The sequence below is a fragment of the Kibdelosporangium aridum genome (genome assembly GCF_900176515.1).
Taxonomy (GTDB): domain Bacteria; phylum Actinomycetota; class Actinomycetes; order Mycobacteriales; family Pseudonocardiaceae; genus Kibdelosporangium; species Kibdelosporangium aridum.
Genome location: NZ_FWXV01000005.1, coordinates 539,650 through 554,931, shown reverse-complemented (window position 1 = coordinate 554,931; position 15,282 = coordinate 539,650). Strand labels below are relative to the sequence as shown.

The following is a 15,282-nucleotide window of genomic DNA, read 5'->3' as shown; positions in this document are numbered from 1 at the left end:
AGTTCTAGTTTGTCACGCGCCCGGCTTGGCGAACTTGCCGACGGCCGGTCGAAGCGGCACGTCGATCGCGTCGTACAGACCGGGTTCCGCTTCGGCGAGCCAGTCGATCGCGCCGACGAGCCTGCCGACCGCGGTGGCGTTGCCGCCTGCGGACCTGTTCTCGTTTTCGTCGGTCGCCTCGACCGAGACCTCGATGCGCGGGTTGCCCTCGATGATCACCCGATGGGCTCCGTCGCCGGTCGGCGGCATCGGCCAGTCCGGCGCGCAGGACGGGTGAATGCGCGTGACGTGCTCGATCACGATCCGCGGCGCGCCGGAGATGATGCCCTGGACCTCGAACCGGAGCGCTCCCTGAGTGCCCTTCTCGAAGTCCCCCATCAGCTTGGTCGTCACGGTTTCCTCGAGTTCACGGCGGGCCACCGTCTCCCGGATCTCCTCGATCTCGGCGCCGAGCGCACGGGCCATCAACCGGATCTGGCCGCCCCACACCATGGTCGGGATGCCGGGCGCGACCATCGGTGGTGAATAGTCCATCGGCTGGCCCATTCCGACCAGCCAGCGCACCGAGTCAGGCTGGTCGTACGTGGTGTAGTCGAAGATCTCCTGGCACCGGATCACGTCGATGTCCGTGGCGACACCGCTGATCAGCAACGGCAGGATGTCGTTGCCCCACCCGGGGTCCACCCCGGACACGAACAGCGAACCGCCGCCCTCCTTGACCGCGGCCAGCAGCGGGTCCCGCAGATCCGCAGGCGCGTTGCGCTGGTCGTAGAGTGCGTAAACCGACGGTGTGACAACGACTGCGCCAACCCGGATGGCCTTGATGATGTCGTCGACCGCTTCGTTCGGCCTGACCTCGCCGGATGCCGCGTAGACCAGCGCCTTGGGGCTCGCCGCCAGCACCGCGTCCACATCGGTGCTCGCCGTGATGCCCAACTCCCGGTCCAGACCAGCCAGCTCGCCCGCGTCGCGGCCGGCCTTGTCCGGACTGTGCACGATCACGCCAGAGAGCCGCAAGCGCGGATGGGCCTCGATGGCACGGATCGCCGCACGGCCAATGTTGCCTGTGCCCCAGACAACTGTGTCAATCAAGGGGGCGGTCATGGGCACTGAGGCTAACCACAAAGTCCACGATCACGCCAGATCGGTTCAGCCGCCTGGCCCAACGGACGTTTCAGCCCCGAGGCGCGTACATGATCACCAGGACGCCCACCAGACAGATCGCCGCCCCGGCGTAGTCCCAGACATCGGGACGGAACTTGTCGACGATCACGCCCCACGCCAACGATCCCGCGACGAACACGCCGCCGTACGCGGCAAGGATCCGACCGAAGTGCGGGTCGGGTTGGAAAGTGGCAACGAAGCCGTACACGCCGAGCGCCACCACGCCCGCAGCGATCCACAGTAGACCCCGGTGTTCCCGGACGCCTTGCCACACCAGCCAAGCGCCACCGATCTCGGCCAACGCGGCCAACGCGAACAGCACCAGCGATCGAACGACTGTCATGCCGGTGAATCGTAGGCGACTGCACACATTGGCCGGTGGTGGCCGTCGCCACGACGGCCACCACCGAATGCCTCTTAGGACCGCTGCTCCTGGACTGTCGTTTTGCCTTCCTGAGCACGGTCCTTCACGTCGTCGGCCGCCGAGCGGGCCTCGTCGCCGACAGTGCCCGCCGCGTCCTGCGCCGTGGCTTTGACCTGCTGGGCTGCCTGCTGCGCGGGTTCGGTGAGCCGATCCTTGACCTGACCGGCCATCTCGCCCAGTTGTTCGGAGTGCTCCTTGACGAACTCCTTGGCCTGGCCGGCCGCTTGCTGTTCGGCCTTGCTGGCAGGCACCAGCGACGCGGTCAGCCAGCCAAGGCCGAACGCGATCAGCCCCGCCGCCAGCGGGTTGCCTTCAGTTCCGCGGCGGATCGCCTGCGGCGCCTCGGAAACGGCGTCGGAGACGGCCGTGGTCGCCCGGTTGACCTGGTCTCCGGCGGTGGATGCGGTGTCGGACGCGCTGCCCATCACCCTTTCGCGCAGGTTCGTCATCCCGCGCCGGACGCGTTCGGTCCGCCGCCGTACGATCTTGTCTAGCGTCACCTTGTCAGTGAGCGCGTCCACATCGGCGCTCAGATTGCGTTGGGTGCGTTCGATCTCCTGACGGATCTGACGTGGATCATCGGTTGTCATCACGTGCTCCTGAGTGGCCCTTGAGTGCGTCCGGCACCTGCTTGAGGGTGTCCGCCGTCTGCTCCGGCTTGGGGTTGATGGCGCGCAACTGCTTGCGTCCACCCACGTACAACGCCGCCCCGATCGCGGCCCAGACGACAGCGACGATCAGACCGGCCCATCCCGAGTCCATGACGTTGGACAGCCCTGCCCACAGCGCGATCGACAGGAACAGCAGAACCATCCAGCCCGCGATGCCCGAGCCGGTCAGCATGCCCGCGCCGCGGCCCGCCTTCGTGGCCTCCACCTTCAGCTCCGCTTTGGCGAGTGCCAGTTCCTGGCGCAGCAAGGTGGACAGGTCACGGGACACGTTGCCCATCAGCTCGCCGACGGACGCGTTCTCGACGTCCGGGCGGCTCGCGTCTCCAGGTGGCGTCGGCGGGACGGTCATGGCCGCACCGTCTCAGGCCCGTTCCACGGCGGAGGTGGCTGGCCCTGGCCAGGGTGAGCGACCTGCTGTGGGTATCCGGCGGGTGGAACCTGTCCCTCGACCGGTGGCTGCGAGTACGCCGGAGCCGGCGGCGTGGTGTATCCGGCAGGTGGTGCCTGCGTGGGCGGATACGTCGACGGCGCGGTGCTTGTCGGCAGGGGGCTGGTTTCGGTGTCGTCATCTGCCGAGTCCGCACGCTGCGTGTCGATCGTCCCTCTGGTGAGCCTGCCGACCAGCACACCGGCGAGTGCGGCGCCCGCGAGGAACACGCCGGGCTTCCGGCGGGCGAAATCACGGACTTCGTTGAGCAGATCGCCTGGTTGCCTTTCGTCCAGCCACGAGGCGACTGTCCGCGTGTGCCCGGCAGCCTGGTGGATCATCTCGGGTGCGAGACCGGAGCGGTCGGAGTTCTCGTACATGCCGTCCAGCTGGTCGGCAAGCGTGTGCAGCCCCTGAGCCGCCTTGCGCTGGCCGTCCCGTGCCTGCTCGGTCAGCTGCTGGCGGCCTTCGTGCATCAGGTTGCGGGCCTGCTCACCGGCTTCTCTGGTGACTCTTCTGGTTTGCTCACCGGCGGTGTCAAGCACATGCTTGCCGCCTTCCGCCGCGGTGTTGCCGACCCCCGCGGCTTCCTGCTTGGCCACCTGTGGTGTGGAAGGCGGGTCCTGCCTGCCCTGTTCTGTGGCGTATCCGCCTGGCGGGTGCGTCATCGTTGGTCCTCCGCGAGGCTTGCGGGATCCGGCCGGTTGCCCCGTCGAGCGGCCGGAGTCGGCGGTTTGTCACCGACACCCGGCCGAATACCCATGGGCGGCGCGGCTAACCAGGCAACACCCGGACGGGCCACGCGCGCGTCAGCCGGCCGCGTCAAGCCGATGATCCGACAATCCCCCGGCGTTTTTTGTCAGATGACACCATCGCTTGACCGAAGATCCGCTTTGCTGGCAGCTGTCCGACGCACACGATCTTGGGAGCGCGAAGCCGATGGCAGGTAAAGCCGTAAGCGGCCCGGAGGCCCTGTCCACACCACTGCTGTTCGCGGTGCTGCAAGCCACCTTCAGTGACGTGCATCCGTTCTGTGACCACATCCTGCAAAGTGATCAGTCCGCCATGGACAAAGGCAGACCAGGCTGGGTCGGCCGCAAGGCATGCGCCCGGCACGTCCTGACCTACTCGGCCGGGCAGCTCGCCGCGTCGGTAGCCGTCACGAGAACACTGGGGTTCCGGCCTTCGTGGTCCGCGCTGCTGGCGGGAACTGCAGTCAACGCGGTGACGCACTATGTGATCGACCGGCGTGAACCGTTGAAGAAGCTGTTACGCGGCAAGGTCTTCGACAAGAGCAGGTATCTCGAGCGCAGCACCGTGCAACGCCGTCCCGGCGTCGTCGACGACACCGGCCCGGGGACCGCCCTGATGGAGTGCGACCAGGCGGCGCACCGTTTGATCGGTGTGCTCGCGTCGCTGACGACCGCCTGGATCGCTACCCGCAGCGTACGTCGACCAGGCGGGCCAGGTCGGTGAGTGCTTCGCCCAGTGGCAGGTCGACGCGAATGTCCGCGTACGCGTCTCCCCTGGTCTGACCACGGTTGACGATGGCGACCGGCTTGCCTGCCTTCGCGGCGTGCCGGACGAACCGCAACCCTGACATGACAGTCAGTGACGAGCCCAGGACCACCAAGGCCCGGGCCGAGTCGACCAGCTGGTAGCACTGCTCGACGCGGGCCTTGGGCACGTTCTCGCCGAAGAACACCACGTCCGGCTTGAGCACGCCGGAGTCGCAGGCCGCGCACGAGACCAGCTGGAACTCGCGCACGACCTCGTCGGCCAGCTCCACGTCACCGTCCGGGTTGACGCGGATCGCCGTGCCGCTGAAGGACGGGTTCGCCGCCTTCAGCCGCTGGTCCAGCTCCTCGCGGGCACTGATCCGGCGGCAGTCCAGGCACACCACGCGGTCAAGGCTGCCGTGCAGCTCCACCACGCTGGGCGTGCCCGCGGCCTGGTGCAGGCCGTCGACGTTCTGGGTGATCACGGCCGCCACGTAGCCCTCGGCGCACAACGCGGCGACCGCGTGATGTCCGTCGTTCGGGTGTGCCCTGGCGATGGTCCGCCAGCCGACGTGGCTGCGGGCCCAGTACCGCTGGCGCCCCTCGACACTGCCGACGAACTCGTCATACGTCATCGGGGTGTGTCGTCGCAGGCTGCCCGACGCACCTCGGTAGTCCGGAATGCCTGACTCAGTGGACAGTCCTGCCCCGCTCAACACCACCACGCCGCCCTCGGCGACCACGTCGGCAAGGCCGGACAAGTCGGTCGTCCATGGCAACGGCTCCCCGACCGGGGTGTAACTCAATGTCGGCCGTGTCCGCACGGATCAAGCCTACGTGGAAAATGCGATGCCGACCCGGGCCCGGGGTTGCTACCGTGCCGCCACCACAGCCCCAGGAGGTTCCATGCGCCGAGTGACGACAGACCCCATCCGTTGTCGCTCGCTCGCAGGTAAGGACCTCCAGCTGAATGCGGATGCTCAATCTCGGCGTCGTCGCCCATGTCGACGCCGGTAAGACCAGTCTGACCGAACGGCTCCTGTTCGACTCCGGCGCCATCGCGCACCTCGGTTCCGTCGACGGTGGTGACACCAGGACCGACGCGATGGACCTCGAACGCCGCCGCGGCATCACGATCCGGTCCGCGGTCGCGACCTTCACGGTGGCCGACCGCAAGGTGCACCTGATCGACACCCCTGGCCACACCGATTTCGTGGCCGAGGTCGAACGTGCGCTCGGTGTGCTCGACGGCGCGATCCTCGTGTTGTCCGCCGTCGAGGGTGTCCAGCCCCACACCCGGGTGCTGATGCGCACGCTGCAGTCGCTGGGCGTGCCGACCATCCTGTTCGTCAACAAGATCGACCGCCGTGGTGCCCGGCACACCGGCCTGCTGCACGACATCCGCCGGATGCTCAGCCCGATGGTGATCCCGTGCAACAGTCCTGATGATCTGGCACCTATGCCCCTGGGTGTGCCAGCCGCGGAGGTTCTGGCCGAGCACAGCGATGCCGTGTTGCAGTCCTATGTGGATGGACTCGATCCGCGGTTGCTGCACCGCGAACTCGTCAGGCAGACGGGTGAGGCACTCGTGTACCCGGTGTTCTTCGGTTCGGCCATCACCGGTGCGGGTATCGACGCGTTGCGTCAGGGCATTGTGGACCTGTTGCCCACGGCCGATCCCGCGTCATCCGGGGAGTTGGACGGCACAGTGTTCGCGATCGAGTACTCGGGTGGCCGACGGTTCGCGGTGGCACGGTTGTTCTCCGGCACGCTCAAGGTTCGCGACCGGATCACGTTCGCGTCCGGCTCCGGACGCGCCACCGCGGTGCTCGACGCGGATTACCGCGAGGCCACCATCCGGGCAGGCGGCATCGCCCGGATCGGGGGTATATCGGGACTCCGGATCGGTGACCGGCTGGGTTCGGCCACGGCCACGCCCGAACCCGCCCGGTTCCGACCGCCCACTTTGGAGGCTGTGGTCACGTCACCCGACGAGGGCCTGTACGCTGGTCTCAGTCATCTGGCCGATGAGGACCCGCTGATCAACGTGCGGCCGGGACCGCAGCCCGGCAGTTTGATCGTGTCGCTGTACGGCGAGGTCCAACGTGAGGTCATCGCGGCTCGGCTGGCCGAGGAATTCGGTGTCAAGGCGGAGTTCTCGGCCCCTCAGGTGGTCTGCGTCGAACGGCTCAAGCGCACAGGGCACGCGGTCAAGCGCATGGGTGAGACGCTGTTCGTCGCAACTGTGGGCCTGCGGATCGAGCCGGGTGAGGTGGATTCCGGTGTGCGATACCAGTTGGAGGCGGAACGAGGGTCGCTGCCTGCCGCGTTCATGACTGCCATCGAGGACACCGTCCGCGCGGCGCTCGCCACAGGTCCCCAGGGGTGGCGGGTGGTGGATTGCCTCGTGACGCTCACGCACACCGGCTACTCCAGTCCAGTCACGGTCGCCGCCGACTTCCGCAACCTCACTCCCCTGGTTCTCAAGGAGGCACTGGAAAAGGCGGGCACGGTCGTGTGCCAACCGATGGAACAGGCCGACATCGACATGCCCGCCGATGCCGTCAGCACGGTCCTGAACCTGCTTGTCCGATGTGGTGGCGCGCCGGAAATGCCGGTCGTGCGCGGTGATTCCGCCACTGTGCGGGCGATCGTGCCGTCGGGGCGACTGCGTGAGATCGAGCAGGCCTTGCCTGGATTGACCAACGGCCACGGGACGCTCATCGCACGCTTCGCCGGATACCAGGCACTGTGAGGACGCACCTTTGGGCAGACTGCCGAACGGGCCACCAGCCTCGCCGGAGGATCGTGATACTGTCCCGCCCCGCCGGATTCCTGTGCTAATTACCGAATACGGCGTTATCGAGGGGGCGGAGTGAAGCATCCACTGTGGTTCGTGGTCGGCGGGATACTCGCGGTGATCTGCCTGATCGTCGCGGGCAACCTGCTGCTCTCCGGCCCCAGCGTGGCGAGTTTCATCGACCGGGAGTACGAAAAGGACGTCGCGCCGGACGACGACATCGCCGCGTACAAGGCCAGGCACGTCCCCACGGTGGTCTCCGCGCGGATCGCCGACAAGTGGAAACCTCTGTCCCAGCGGGCTGACAGTTCCGGAATCTACCTGCGATACTCCCGTGACGCGGTGGTGATCAAGCCGATTCCGACGGGCTCGTCCATCCACGTGATGGAAGTCGAACGGGCGCATCGGACATATAGCAGCCATACCGGCGGATCATGGGGCTGGACGTCGACCTACGGCAGCGACTTCCGCGGCCGTGGACCGGGAGCGGGCAAGTGAGCCGCCGACGTCGCCGCAAGGCAGCGGCCGCGGCCCACGCTCAGCGAAAGGCCGTCGAGCGGGCACAGAAACCGGTGAAGAGCAAGTGGAACGACTTCTGGTGGGCCGTCGGAATCGTGGCCGCACTCGTCTTCGGGTTGTTCACGATCGACGACCTCATGTTCGGCAGCACCCCACGTACTTCAGGCAGTTTCTACCAGAGCACCGACAGCGAGAGTGCCGGCTACTACTCCTCTTCCACCCACTACGACGGTGAAGCCGTTCCCCAGTTCACTCCCGAGGCCGCCGTCGAACTGTCTGCCGGACTGGCCGAACTGGAGAAGGCACACGGGATTTGCTTCGGCTGGAGCCTGACCGACGGCAAGACCAAACGCACGCAGACCGGCTCGAGCCAGGGCCATGACGTCGCGGCGAAGCGGTGCCCCAGGTGGCTGGAGACGGCCGTCACGGTCGGATACACCAGCAATAACAGCGCCAGCGGCGATGGCGCCAACATCATCGTGCACGGGTCGTCGGAGTTCCGGAACCTGCCTCGCCCCGACGACTTCGCCAGGCTCGGCGTCAACGTCCCCGCACTGGTGGAGGATCCCATCGCCGCTACCGGCCACGCCGCGCTGGGGTTGCCGCTGTTGATGATCGAGGCAGGCACCCTGCAGCCAGTGGCACAAGCCGGTCAGCCGATCACACCGAAACCGCTCGAGGCGGTGAGTGGCTCGGACATCTCGCCGACCACTTGGCTGGTGTTGTACGGCATGGGCGGCGCGGCCGTGCTGTGCGTGGGACTGGGCTTCTGGTTACGCAAGCGCGCCAAGGACAAGGAGAGGAATTCCAGTGTCTGAACTCGTCAACGGCCTGCTGGCCACCCTCGCGTACGGGGTCATCGGCACCGCGTTGATGGCGCTGGGCTTCCTGCTGGTCGACCTGGCCACCCCGGGCAAGCTGCGTGAGCTGATCTGGGTGCAGGGCAATCGAAACGCCTCGATCCTGCTCGCGTCCGGCCTGCTCGGTGTCGGCGCGATCATCACCACCGCGATCATCACCAGCGACAGTGACATGGCCGTCGGCCTGATGTCCACTGTGGTCTTCGGGTTGGCCGGGCTCGCGCTGATGTCGGTCGCCTTCGTCCTGCTCGACCTTGCCACGCCCGGCAAGCTGGGTGAGATCCTCGCGAGTCCGGAGCCACATCCGGCGGTCTGGGTGTCCGCGAGCGTGCACATCGCGGTCGGCGCGATCATCGCCGCGTCGATCACATGAACCAACGGCTGGCCCGGATCGCGGTCCTCGCCGCGGTCTTCGTCTGTGCCGCGTGCGGGCTGGTCTACGAGCTCGCTCTGGTCGCGCTGGGCAGCTACCTGATCGGCGACACGGTCGGCCAGGCGTCGATTGTCCTGTCGGTCATGGTCTTCGCCATGGGTGTCGGCGCGCTGCTTGCGAAGCCGTTGCAGCGCAGGGCCGAGGCCGCGTTCGCCGGGATCGAGATCGCGCTGGCGTTGCTGGGTGGCCTGAGCGTTCTGTTGTTGTACGCGGCTTTCGCGTGGCTGAGCCTGTACATCCCAGTGCTCGTCGTGATCGCGCTCGTGCTCGGCTTGTTGATCGGTGCGGAGATCCCGTTGCTGATGGTGTTGCTGCAACGGATCCGCCGCCAGGACGCCGGTAGCGCTGTGGCGGACTTGTTCGCCGCGGACTACGTCGGCGCGTTGCTCGGCGGCCTGGCGTTTCCTTTCGTTCTGCTGCCGGTGTTCGGACAGATCCGTGGCGCGTTGCTGGTCGGCGCGCTCAACGCGATCGTCGGCCTAGGCCTGGTGTTGACGGTGTTCGGCAAGAAGCTGGCCCGGCACACCCGGACCATCCTGTCGGTGGGCGCGATCGCGGTCACGGTCGTTCTGGTCACGACTTTCGCGCTGGCCGGCCGATTCGAGCTCTCCGCGCGCCAGGCACTGTACGCCGATCCCGTTGTGCACGCGGAAAGAACGCCGTACCAGGTCACAACACTTCCCGCTACGACGCGGTGATCGTCGACATGCCGGACCCTGACTCCACCGCGACCGCGAAGCTGTACTCGATCGAGTTCTACGCCCTGGCCCGCCAGGTGCTCACCGATGCCGGCCGGATGGTGGTCCAGGCCGGGTCGCCGTACTTCGCGCCGAGGACGTACTGGTGCGTCGAAGCGTCCATCCGGGACGCGGGTTTGGTCAGTGTCCCGTACTACATGTCAGTACCCAGCTTTGGTGACTGGGGGTTCCACCTCGCATCGGCGAAGCAGCCGGAACTCCGGCTGCCTGCCAACGTACCGCCGCTGCGTTCCCTGGACGCTGATTCACTCCGCGCGGCCGGGGTTTTCCCGGTCGACCGCCGCCGGGTGGACGACATCGAACCGTCCACTCTGATGCGTCCGCTGGTGCTGGACTACGCCAAGCAGGAGTGGCGCGACTACTAGCTGCTCCGCCTGAGGCAACCCGTTGCGCTGTTCAGCCCCGCCCGTGCTCGATTCCCGTGTCCGCTAGGTGCAAGCACCCTGGCGGCCGGGACAATCCCGGTCCCACCATCCCCGATGTGCAGGTACTTTTCACCAGTCTCCCCGGGAACATCCACCCGCTCATGCCCCTCGCCGAGGCGATGCGGGACGCCGGGCACACCGTGACTTTCGCTACCGGCGACAGGGTCACGCCATCCTTGCGAGAGCTGGGTTTCAAGACAGCGGCCGTGTTCAACCGGGCATTTGAGTCGACCCCGGCGCAGGAAGCGGTGTGGGCGGCCGCGGGCGGAGCGGCCGAGATGCCTGGGCCTGAGGTGATCGCCGAGGCCGCGACTGCGTCAGCGCACGCCACCCGGTCGATCTGCTTCGAGCTGCTGCCGATCGTGGCGCAGGTCCAACCGGACCTGATCGTGTACGAGGACGCCACAGTCGGAGCCAGCCTGACCGCGGCCGAGCACGACGTGCCTTCCGTTGCTGTGTCGTCCATCTTGCTTGGCACACCGGGACTGCTACGTCGCATTGGGTAAACATGACCGACGGCGGGCCGTGATCGACGGTCTCGCGGGGCTTCCAGTCGACGTCCTGGACGGCGTCGACCGGCAGGACTTGGTGATGCCGCACGTGGACGTGGTGGTCCATCAGGGTGACAGCCGAACGACCGCCGACTGCCTCGCACATGGCATTCCCCAGCTTGCCCTGCCACGGAGGGCCGACCAGTTCCAGAACGCGCTGGCCATCGACTTCGCCGGAGCGGGCATTTCCATTCAGTACCAGGAAGTGACCGCCCAGACCGTCACCCACGCGGTCCGCGAGCTACTCGATTCCGAGACCTACCTCGCCGCGTCGGCGAAACTGCGGGAAGCCGTCGCCGCGATGCCCTCACCCGAGGAGACTGTCATGTCCTTGGAGGCCCTGTAGCCCACTGCGCGAGCGACTCCCACGCACTGAGACGCAGCGAGCTGGTGAACCGCCGGTGCTCCCCGGTGAGCGGATCGTCGAACTCGACCACCTTCGCCAGCAGCTGCAACGGTTTGGTGAAGTCGTCGAGGGCCTTCTCCCGCACCTCGGGATAGAAGTCGTCGCCGAGGATCGGCACGCCCAAGCCGCTCATGTGCACCCGCAGCTGATGGGTTCGTCCCGTCGCGGGCACCAACCGGTAGCGCCCCAAGCCATCCCGGTGCTCGGCCAGTTCGACGTACGTCTCAGCATTCGGATCGCCGAGAACCTCCTGCGCGACAATGACGCCACGCTCCTTGACGATCCGGCTGCGCACCGTCCTGGGCAGCGACAAGGCCGGGTCGTGCGCAGCGATCGCCTCGTACTCCTTGTAGACCTTGCGATGCCGGAACATCTCCTGGTACTTGCCGCGCACATCACGCGTGATCACGAACATCATCAACCCGGCGGTGACCCGGTCGAGCCGGTGCGCGGGCGACAGCTCCGGCAGGTCCAGCTGCCGGCGCAGCCGCACCAGCGCGGTCTGCTGGATGTGCTGCCCTCGGGGGATCGCGGCGAGGAAGTGCGGCTTGTCCACGACCAGCAGGTGCTCGTCCCGGTAGACCACAGGGACTTCGAACGGGACCGTGACCTCATCGGGAAGGTCGCGGTGAAACCAGATGAACGATCCAGGAACGAACGGCGCTTCCACTCCCAGCGGGCCGTCGACGCCGAAGATGCGCTCCTCGCGCAGCATCTGTTCGATGCGTTCGGGCGCGACCCTCGGTAACCGTTCGATGAGGTGCTCGAGCAAGGAACCCCACTCGCCTTCTTCCGGCATCCGGAGCCGTGCAGCGTCAAGGCCATGCCGTGGCGGGATGGGAGATCGGAGCCGTCGTCGCACGGCACAGACTGTAATCGCCGAACGGTTGTCCTGGTTGACCGCGGGGTCACCGCGTTCGTCCGAATTGTGCATTCAAGACGGGCGTTCGTTTTGGAAACCCTTGTGAGACAAAGCACTTGCCATCATGCGGAACTAGTGTATGCAATATACGGTCACCTAAACTGGAGTCGACCTAGGCACCGTGCCGTAGCGAACGGAGGCTCACGCCCCCATGTACTCAGTCACCAACCCGGCCACGGGCGAACTGATCGAGGAGATTCCGAACTCGACCGAAGAGGAGGTGCAGGCGGCGATCGACAAGGTCCACCGCGGCTACACCTCGTGGCGCAGGCGGCCGGTCGAGGAACGCGCGAAGATCGTGTTGCGTGCGGCGGAGCTGTTCGCCGAGCGGTCCGACGAACTGGCCGCGATCATGACCCTGGAAATGGGCAAGCGGATCAACGAGGGCCGCGGTGAGGTCGGCATTGTCGTCGACATCTTCAACTACTACGGGAACAACGGACCGGCACTGCTCGCCGACGAGCCGCTGAAGATCAAGGGCGGCGACGCGGTGATCCGCAAGGAGCCGATCGGCGCGCTGCTCGGCGTGATGCCGTGGAACTTCCCCGCATACCAGGTCGCCCGGTTCGTGGCGCCGAACTTGGTGCTGGGCAACACCATTTTGCTCAAGCACGCGTCGATCTGCCCGCGCTCGGGCGTGGCGATCGAGAAGATCCTGCACGAAGCAGGAGTCCCCGAGGACGCGTACGTCAACATCTTCGCCTCCAGCAGGCAGGTCCCTGCCATCCTCGCCGATCCCCGCATCCAGGGCGTGTCCCTGACGGGCAGCGAGGCGGCGGGCGTGTCGGTGGCCGCTGAGGCGGGCAGGAACCTCAAGCGCTGTGTCCTCGAACTCGGCGGGTCGGATCCGCTGATCGTGCTGGACACCGACGACATGGACGAGACGGTCAAGGCCACGTCGACCGCGCGGATGCGTAACTGCGGGCAGTCGTGCAACGCGCCGAAGCGGATGATCGTGCTCTCGGACATCTACGACGAGTTCGTCGACAAGTTCACCAAGCGCGTCGGGGACTATTTCCAGCCAGGCGACCCCGCCGACCCCAAGACGCCGTTCGGCCCGTTGGCGTCGATCGCGGCTGCCGACGAGGTGGCCGGGCAGGTCGAGAAGGCCGTCGCGCAGGGCGCGACGCTGCGTACCGGTGGCAAGCGGATCGGGCCGGGCGCGTATCTCGAAGCGACCGTGCTGACCGACGTGACGCCGCAGATGAACGCGTACTACGAGGAGATCTTCGGCCCGGTCGCGCTGATCTTCAAGGCGGACACCGAGGAAGAGGCGATCGCCATCGCCAACGACTCGCCGTTCGGCCTTGGCGCCGCGGTGTTCGGCACCGACCCGGACCGCAACCGCCGGGTGGCCGACCAGATCGAGTCGGGCATGGTCTACATGAACAAGTCCGGTGGGTCACAGGCGGATCTGCCGTTCGGTGGCATCAAGCGATCCGGGATGGGCCGGGAACTCGGCGCCGCGGGCATCGAGGAGTTCATGAACAAGAAATCGATCCGGCTCTAGACACGAAGCTGGGGCACTCGCGTTGTGGCGAGTGCCCCAGCTTCCAGTCAGATCATCAGAGAGTCAGCGTCCAGGTGTCGATGGTGCCGACGTCGTAGCGGGCGGTGTCCTGCACCATGAGCGTCCAGGTGCCGTTACGGGCTTCGCCGGACAGGTTCACGGTGTAGGTCTCGTCCACATTGTCCGCACTGTCGTTGAGGCTGGAGTTCTTCAGCCGGTACGCGGTGCCGTCCGGTGCGACCAGGTCGATCACCAGGTCACCCCGCCAAGTGTGCTTGATGTGTACCTCGGCCGTGCTCGTGGCCGACGCGTTGCCCGTGCAGCCGGCGAACGTCACCGTGCTGGTCGCGGTGGCGCGGTCCGGAATCGCCACATCGGTCCCGTTGGTCTGCGGAGCACACGTCTGGACGGCGTTGACCGTCCACGTGAACGTCGCCGAACCCGAGCCGCCTGCGGAGGCCGTCGCGGTGGCGGTCACGTTGTAGGTGCCAGCAGTCGTCGGCGCACCTGTGATCAGGCCGCTGGACGCATCCAGCGACAGTCCGGGCGGAAGGCCAGTCGCGGACCACGTGTACGGAGGCGTGCCACCGGAAGCCGACAGTTGCAGGTTGACCGAAGAGCCGACCGTCGTGGTCTGCGGACCCGGGTTGGTCACGGTAACCGACGGCAAAGGCGTGTTGTTGACGCGCAGCAGAAGGTTCGGTGTGTTGGCGCCGGGGTTGGTCACCTTGCCCGGAGTCGCGGCGGCGATGATCACGCTGTGCACCTCGGCCGGGGTCTTGGTCGGGTTGTCGGCGAGGTAGAGCGCGACGGCGCCGGCGACGTGCGGTGAGGCCATCGAGGTGCCGCTGTTCGGCGCGGAGCCGGTGTTGCTGTTGGACGTCGCCGAGACGATGTCCTGGCCGGGCGCGAAGATGTCGGTGCAGGTGCCGAAGCTGGAGAACGACGCGCGTGCGTCAGTCCGGTTGGTCGCGGCGACGTTGATCGTCTCGGTGACGCGTTGCGGCGAGTACTGGCACGAGTCGTCGTTGAAGTTACCGGCGGCCACGACATAGGAGATGCCCTTGCCGATGGACGCGCGCACAGCGTCATCGAGCACGCGGCTCGGCTCGTTGCGCACACCGGTGTAGAGGCTCATGTTGGCCACGGCGGGCAGCACCGCGTTGCCAGTGACCCAGTCGACGCCGGCGGCCTCAGTGGAGATCGAGCCGCCACCCTGGCAGTTGAGCACACGTACAGCCTTGAGCTTGACGCCCTTGGCCAGACCGAACGTGGTACCACCGACGGTACCGGCGACGTGCGAGCCGTGACCGTGGCAGTCCTTGCCCTGCCTGCCATCGGTGAAGGCGTCGAAGCCGAACGTGGCCCGACCGCCGAAGTCCTGGTGGTCGTAGTTGATGCCGGTGTCGATGACGTATGCGGTGACGTTCGACGCCTCGGTGGAGTAGCTGTAGCGCTGGTTGAGCGGGAGGTCCGCCTGGTCGACCCGGTCAAGGCCCCACGACGGCGGGTTCAGCTGGTCGGTGAGGACACTGACGGTCCTGTCCTGCTCCACATAGGACACAGCCGGGTCCGCAACCAGCTTGCGCGCCTGCGCGGCCGACATCGTGACCGAGAAACCCTTGAGCGCGGCCTGGTACACAAAACCGACCTTGCCACCGTAACGAGCGGCAAGACCGTCCGCAGTGCCGCGAACGGCGACATTGTCCTTCAGAACAACAACATAACTGTCTTGGATCTTGTTGGGTGCGTTCTCGGCGATGATCTGTTGTTGTGCCGCAGCGGCATTCGCCGGTAAGACAACGGCCGCGAGCACGCTCGCGGTGACTGCGGCCGCACCGAGAAGCCGTGCGGGCATGGATCTATGACGCATGAAAGCTCCTAACGCGAACAGGGACGCCGGAAGCAGCCAG

At 66.7% G+C, this 15,282-nt stretch carries 18 protein-coding genes; 10 read left to right on the top strand and 8 right to left on the bottom strand.

Annotation, left to right across the window (positions count from 1 at the left end):
* Window positions 1-12 precede the first annotated feature (12 nt).
* The 5 genes from B9C43_RS29880 to B9C43_RS29860 all read right to left on the bottom strand — a co-directional run bounded on the left by B9C43_RS29880 (window position 13) and on the right by B9C43_RS29860 (window position 3,354).
* Window positions 13-1,104: an NAD(P)H-dependent amine dehydrogenase family protein gene (locus B9C43_RS29880; RefSeq protein ID WP_235038911.1), complete on the bottom strand. Its 1,092-nt coding sequence runs from the start codon at window positions 1,102-1,104 to the stop codon at window positions 13-15.
* A gap of 70 nt (window positions 1,105-1,174) precedes the next feature.
* The gene (locus B9C43_RS29875) at window positions 1,175-1,507 is read right to left on the bottom strand and encodes a YnfA family protein (protein WP_033391193.1); all 333 of its coding nucleotides are present in this window, start codon (window positions 1,505-1,507) and stop codon (window positions 1,175-1,177) included.
* Between the two features lie 74 nt (window positions 1,508-1,581).
* Window positions 1,582-2,178 (bottom strand): DUF3618 domain-containing protein, encoded by a 597-nt coding sequence (locus B9C43_RS29870; protein WP_084430248.1) that lies wholly within the window; start codon window positions 2,176-2,178, stop codon window positions 1,582-1,584.
* On the bottom strand, window positions 2,165-2,608 hold the full coding sequence (locus B9C43_RS29865) for a phage holin family protein (protein ID WP_084430247.1): 444 nt from the start codon (window positions 2,606-2,608) through the stop codon (window positions 2,165-2,167). The genes B9C43_RS29870 and B9C43_RS29865 overlap by 14 nt, the downstream gene beginning before the upstream one ends.
* On the bottom strand, window positions 2,605-3,354 hold the full coding sequence (locus tag B9C43_RS29860; protein WP_051897274.1) for a hypothetical protein: 750 nt from the start codon (window positions 3,352-3,354) through the stop codon (window positions 2,605-2,607). The genes B9C43_RS29865 and B9C43_RS29860 overlap by 4 nt, the downstream gene beginning before the upstream one ends.
* Window positions 3,355-3,625: 271 nt before the next feature.
* On the opposite strand from B9C43_RS29860, the gene B9C43_RS29855 reads away from it, so the two are divergent.
* A complete protein-coding gene (locus tag B9C43_RS29855; protein WP_063751181.1) occupies window positions 3,626-4,162 on the top strand; it encodes a DUF3307 domain-containing protein in 537 nt (178 codons plus the stop codon).
* Here B9C43_RS29855 and B9C43_RS29850 read toward each other — a convergent pair.
* Window positions 4,122-5,009 (bottom strand): NAD-dependent protein deacetylase, encoded by an 888-nt coding sequence (locus B9C43_RS29850; RefSeq protein WP_084430246.1) that lies wholly within the window; start codon window positions 5,007-5,009, stop codon window positions 4,122-4,124. The genes B9C43_RS29855 and B9C43_RS29850 overlap by 41 nt on opposite strands.
* 146 nt (window positions 5,010-5,155) lie before the next feature.
* Between B9C43_RS29850 and B9C43_RS29845 the strand changes: the two genes are divergently transcribed.
* From B9C43_RS29845 to B9C43_RS29815, 8 genes are all read left to right on the top strand, one after another.
* Window positions 5,156-6,940, top strand: coding sequence for an elongation factor G (locus B9C43_RS29845; protein ID WP_143446676.1), 1,785 nt, complete (start codon window positions 5,156-5,158; stop codon window positions 6,938-6,940).
* A gap of 120 nt (window positions 6,941-7,060) precedes the next feature.
* On the top strand, window positions 7,061-7,483 hold the full coding sequence (locus B9C43_RS29840) for a DUF4247 domain-containing protein (protein ID WP_084430245.1): 423 nt from the start codon (window positions 7,061-7,063) through the stop codon (window positions 7,481-7,483).
* On the top strand, window positions 7,480-8,322 hold the full coding sequence (locus tag B9C43_RS29835) for a hypothetical protein (protein ID WP_084430244.1): 843 nt from the start codon (window positions 7,480-7,482) through the stop codon (window positions 8,320-8,322). The genes B9C43_RS29840 and B9C43_RS29835 overlap by 4 nt, the downstream gene beginning before the upstream one ends.
* Window positions 8,315-8,737 (top strand): DUF350 domain-containing protein, encoded by a 423-nt coding sequence (locus B9C43_RS29830; protein ID WP_033391188.1) that lies wholly within the window; start codon window positions 8,315-8,317, stop codon window positions 8,735-8,737. Before B9C43_RS29835 ends, B9C43_RS29830 begins: the two co-directional genes overlap by 8 nt.
* Window positions 8,734-9,495 (top strand): hypothetical protein, encoded by a 762-nt coding sequence (locus tag B9C43_RS58715; RefSeq protein WP_235038910.1) that lies wholly within the window; start codon window positions 8,734-8,736, stop codon window positions 9,493-9,495. Before B9C43_RS29830 ends, B9C43_RS58715 begins: the two co-directional genes overlap by 4 nt.
* 8 nt (window positions 9,496-9,503) lie before the next feature.
* Window positions 9,504-9,920, top strand: coding sequence for a spermine/spermidine synthase domain-containing protein (locus B9C43_RS58710; RefSeq protein ID WP_235038909.1), 417 nt, complete (start codon window positions 9,504-9,506; stop codon window positions 9,918-9,920).
* A 116-nt stretch (window positions 9,921-10,036) separates the two neighbouring features.
* Entirely contained in the window at window positions 10,037-10,486 is a 450-nt protein-coding gene (locus B9C43_RS29820; protein ID WP_084430243.1) for a glycosyltransferase family protein, read from the top strand.
* Window positions 10,487-10,505: 19 nt separating this feature from the next.
* On the top strand, window positions 10,506-10,877 hold the full coding sequence (locus B9C43_RS29815) for a glycosyltransferase (protein ID WP_160096770.1): 372 nt from the start codon (window positions 10,506-10,508) through the stop codon (window positions 10,875-10,877).
* On the opposite strand, the gene B9C43_RS29810 is transcribed toward B9C43_RS29815, so the two are convergent.
* Complete coding sequence (locus B9C43_RS29810; RefSeq protein ID WP_084430410.1) at window positions 10,855-11,799, bottom strand: pseudouridine synthase; 945 nt, start codon at window positions 11,797-11,799, stop codon at window positions 10,855-10,857. The two genes, B9C43_RS29815 and B9C43_RS29810, sit on opposite strands and share 23 nt — an antisense overlap.
* Window positions 11,800-12,010: 211 nt before the next feature.
* On the opposite strand from B9C43_RS29810, the gene B9C43_RS29805 reads away from it, so the two are divergent.
* The gene (locus tag B9C43_RS29805) at window positions 12,011-13,369 is read left to right on the top strand and encodes an NAD-dependent succinate-semialdehyde dehydrogenase (RefSeq protein ID WP_084430241.1); all 1,359 of its coding nucleotides are present in this window, start codon (window positions 12,011-12,013) and stop codon (window positions 13,367-13,369) included.
* Between the two features lie 55 nt (window positions 13,370-13,424).
* Here B9C43_RS29805 and B9C43_RS29800 read toward each other — a convergent pair whose 3' ends face one another.
* Entirely contained in the window at window positions 13,425-15,242 is a 1,818-nt protein-coding gene (locus tag B9C43_RS29800; RefSeq protein WP_084430240.1) for a S8 family peptidase, read from the bottom strand.
* Window positions 15,243-15,282 lie beyond the last annotated feature (40 nt).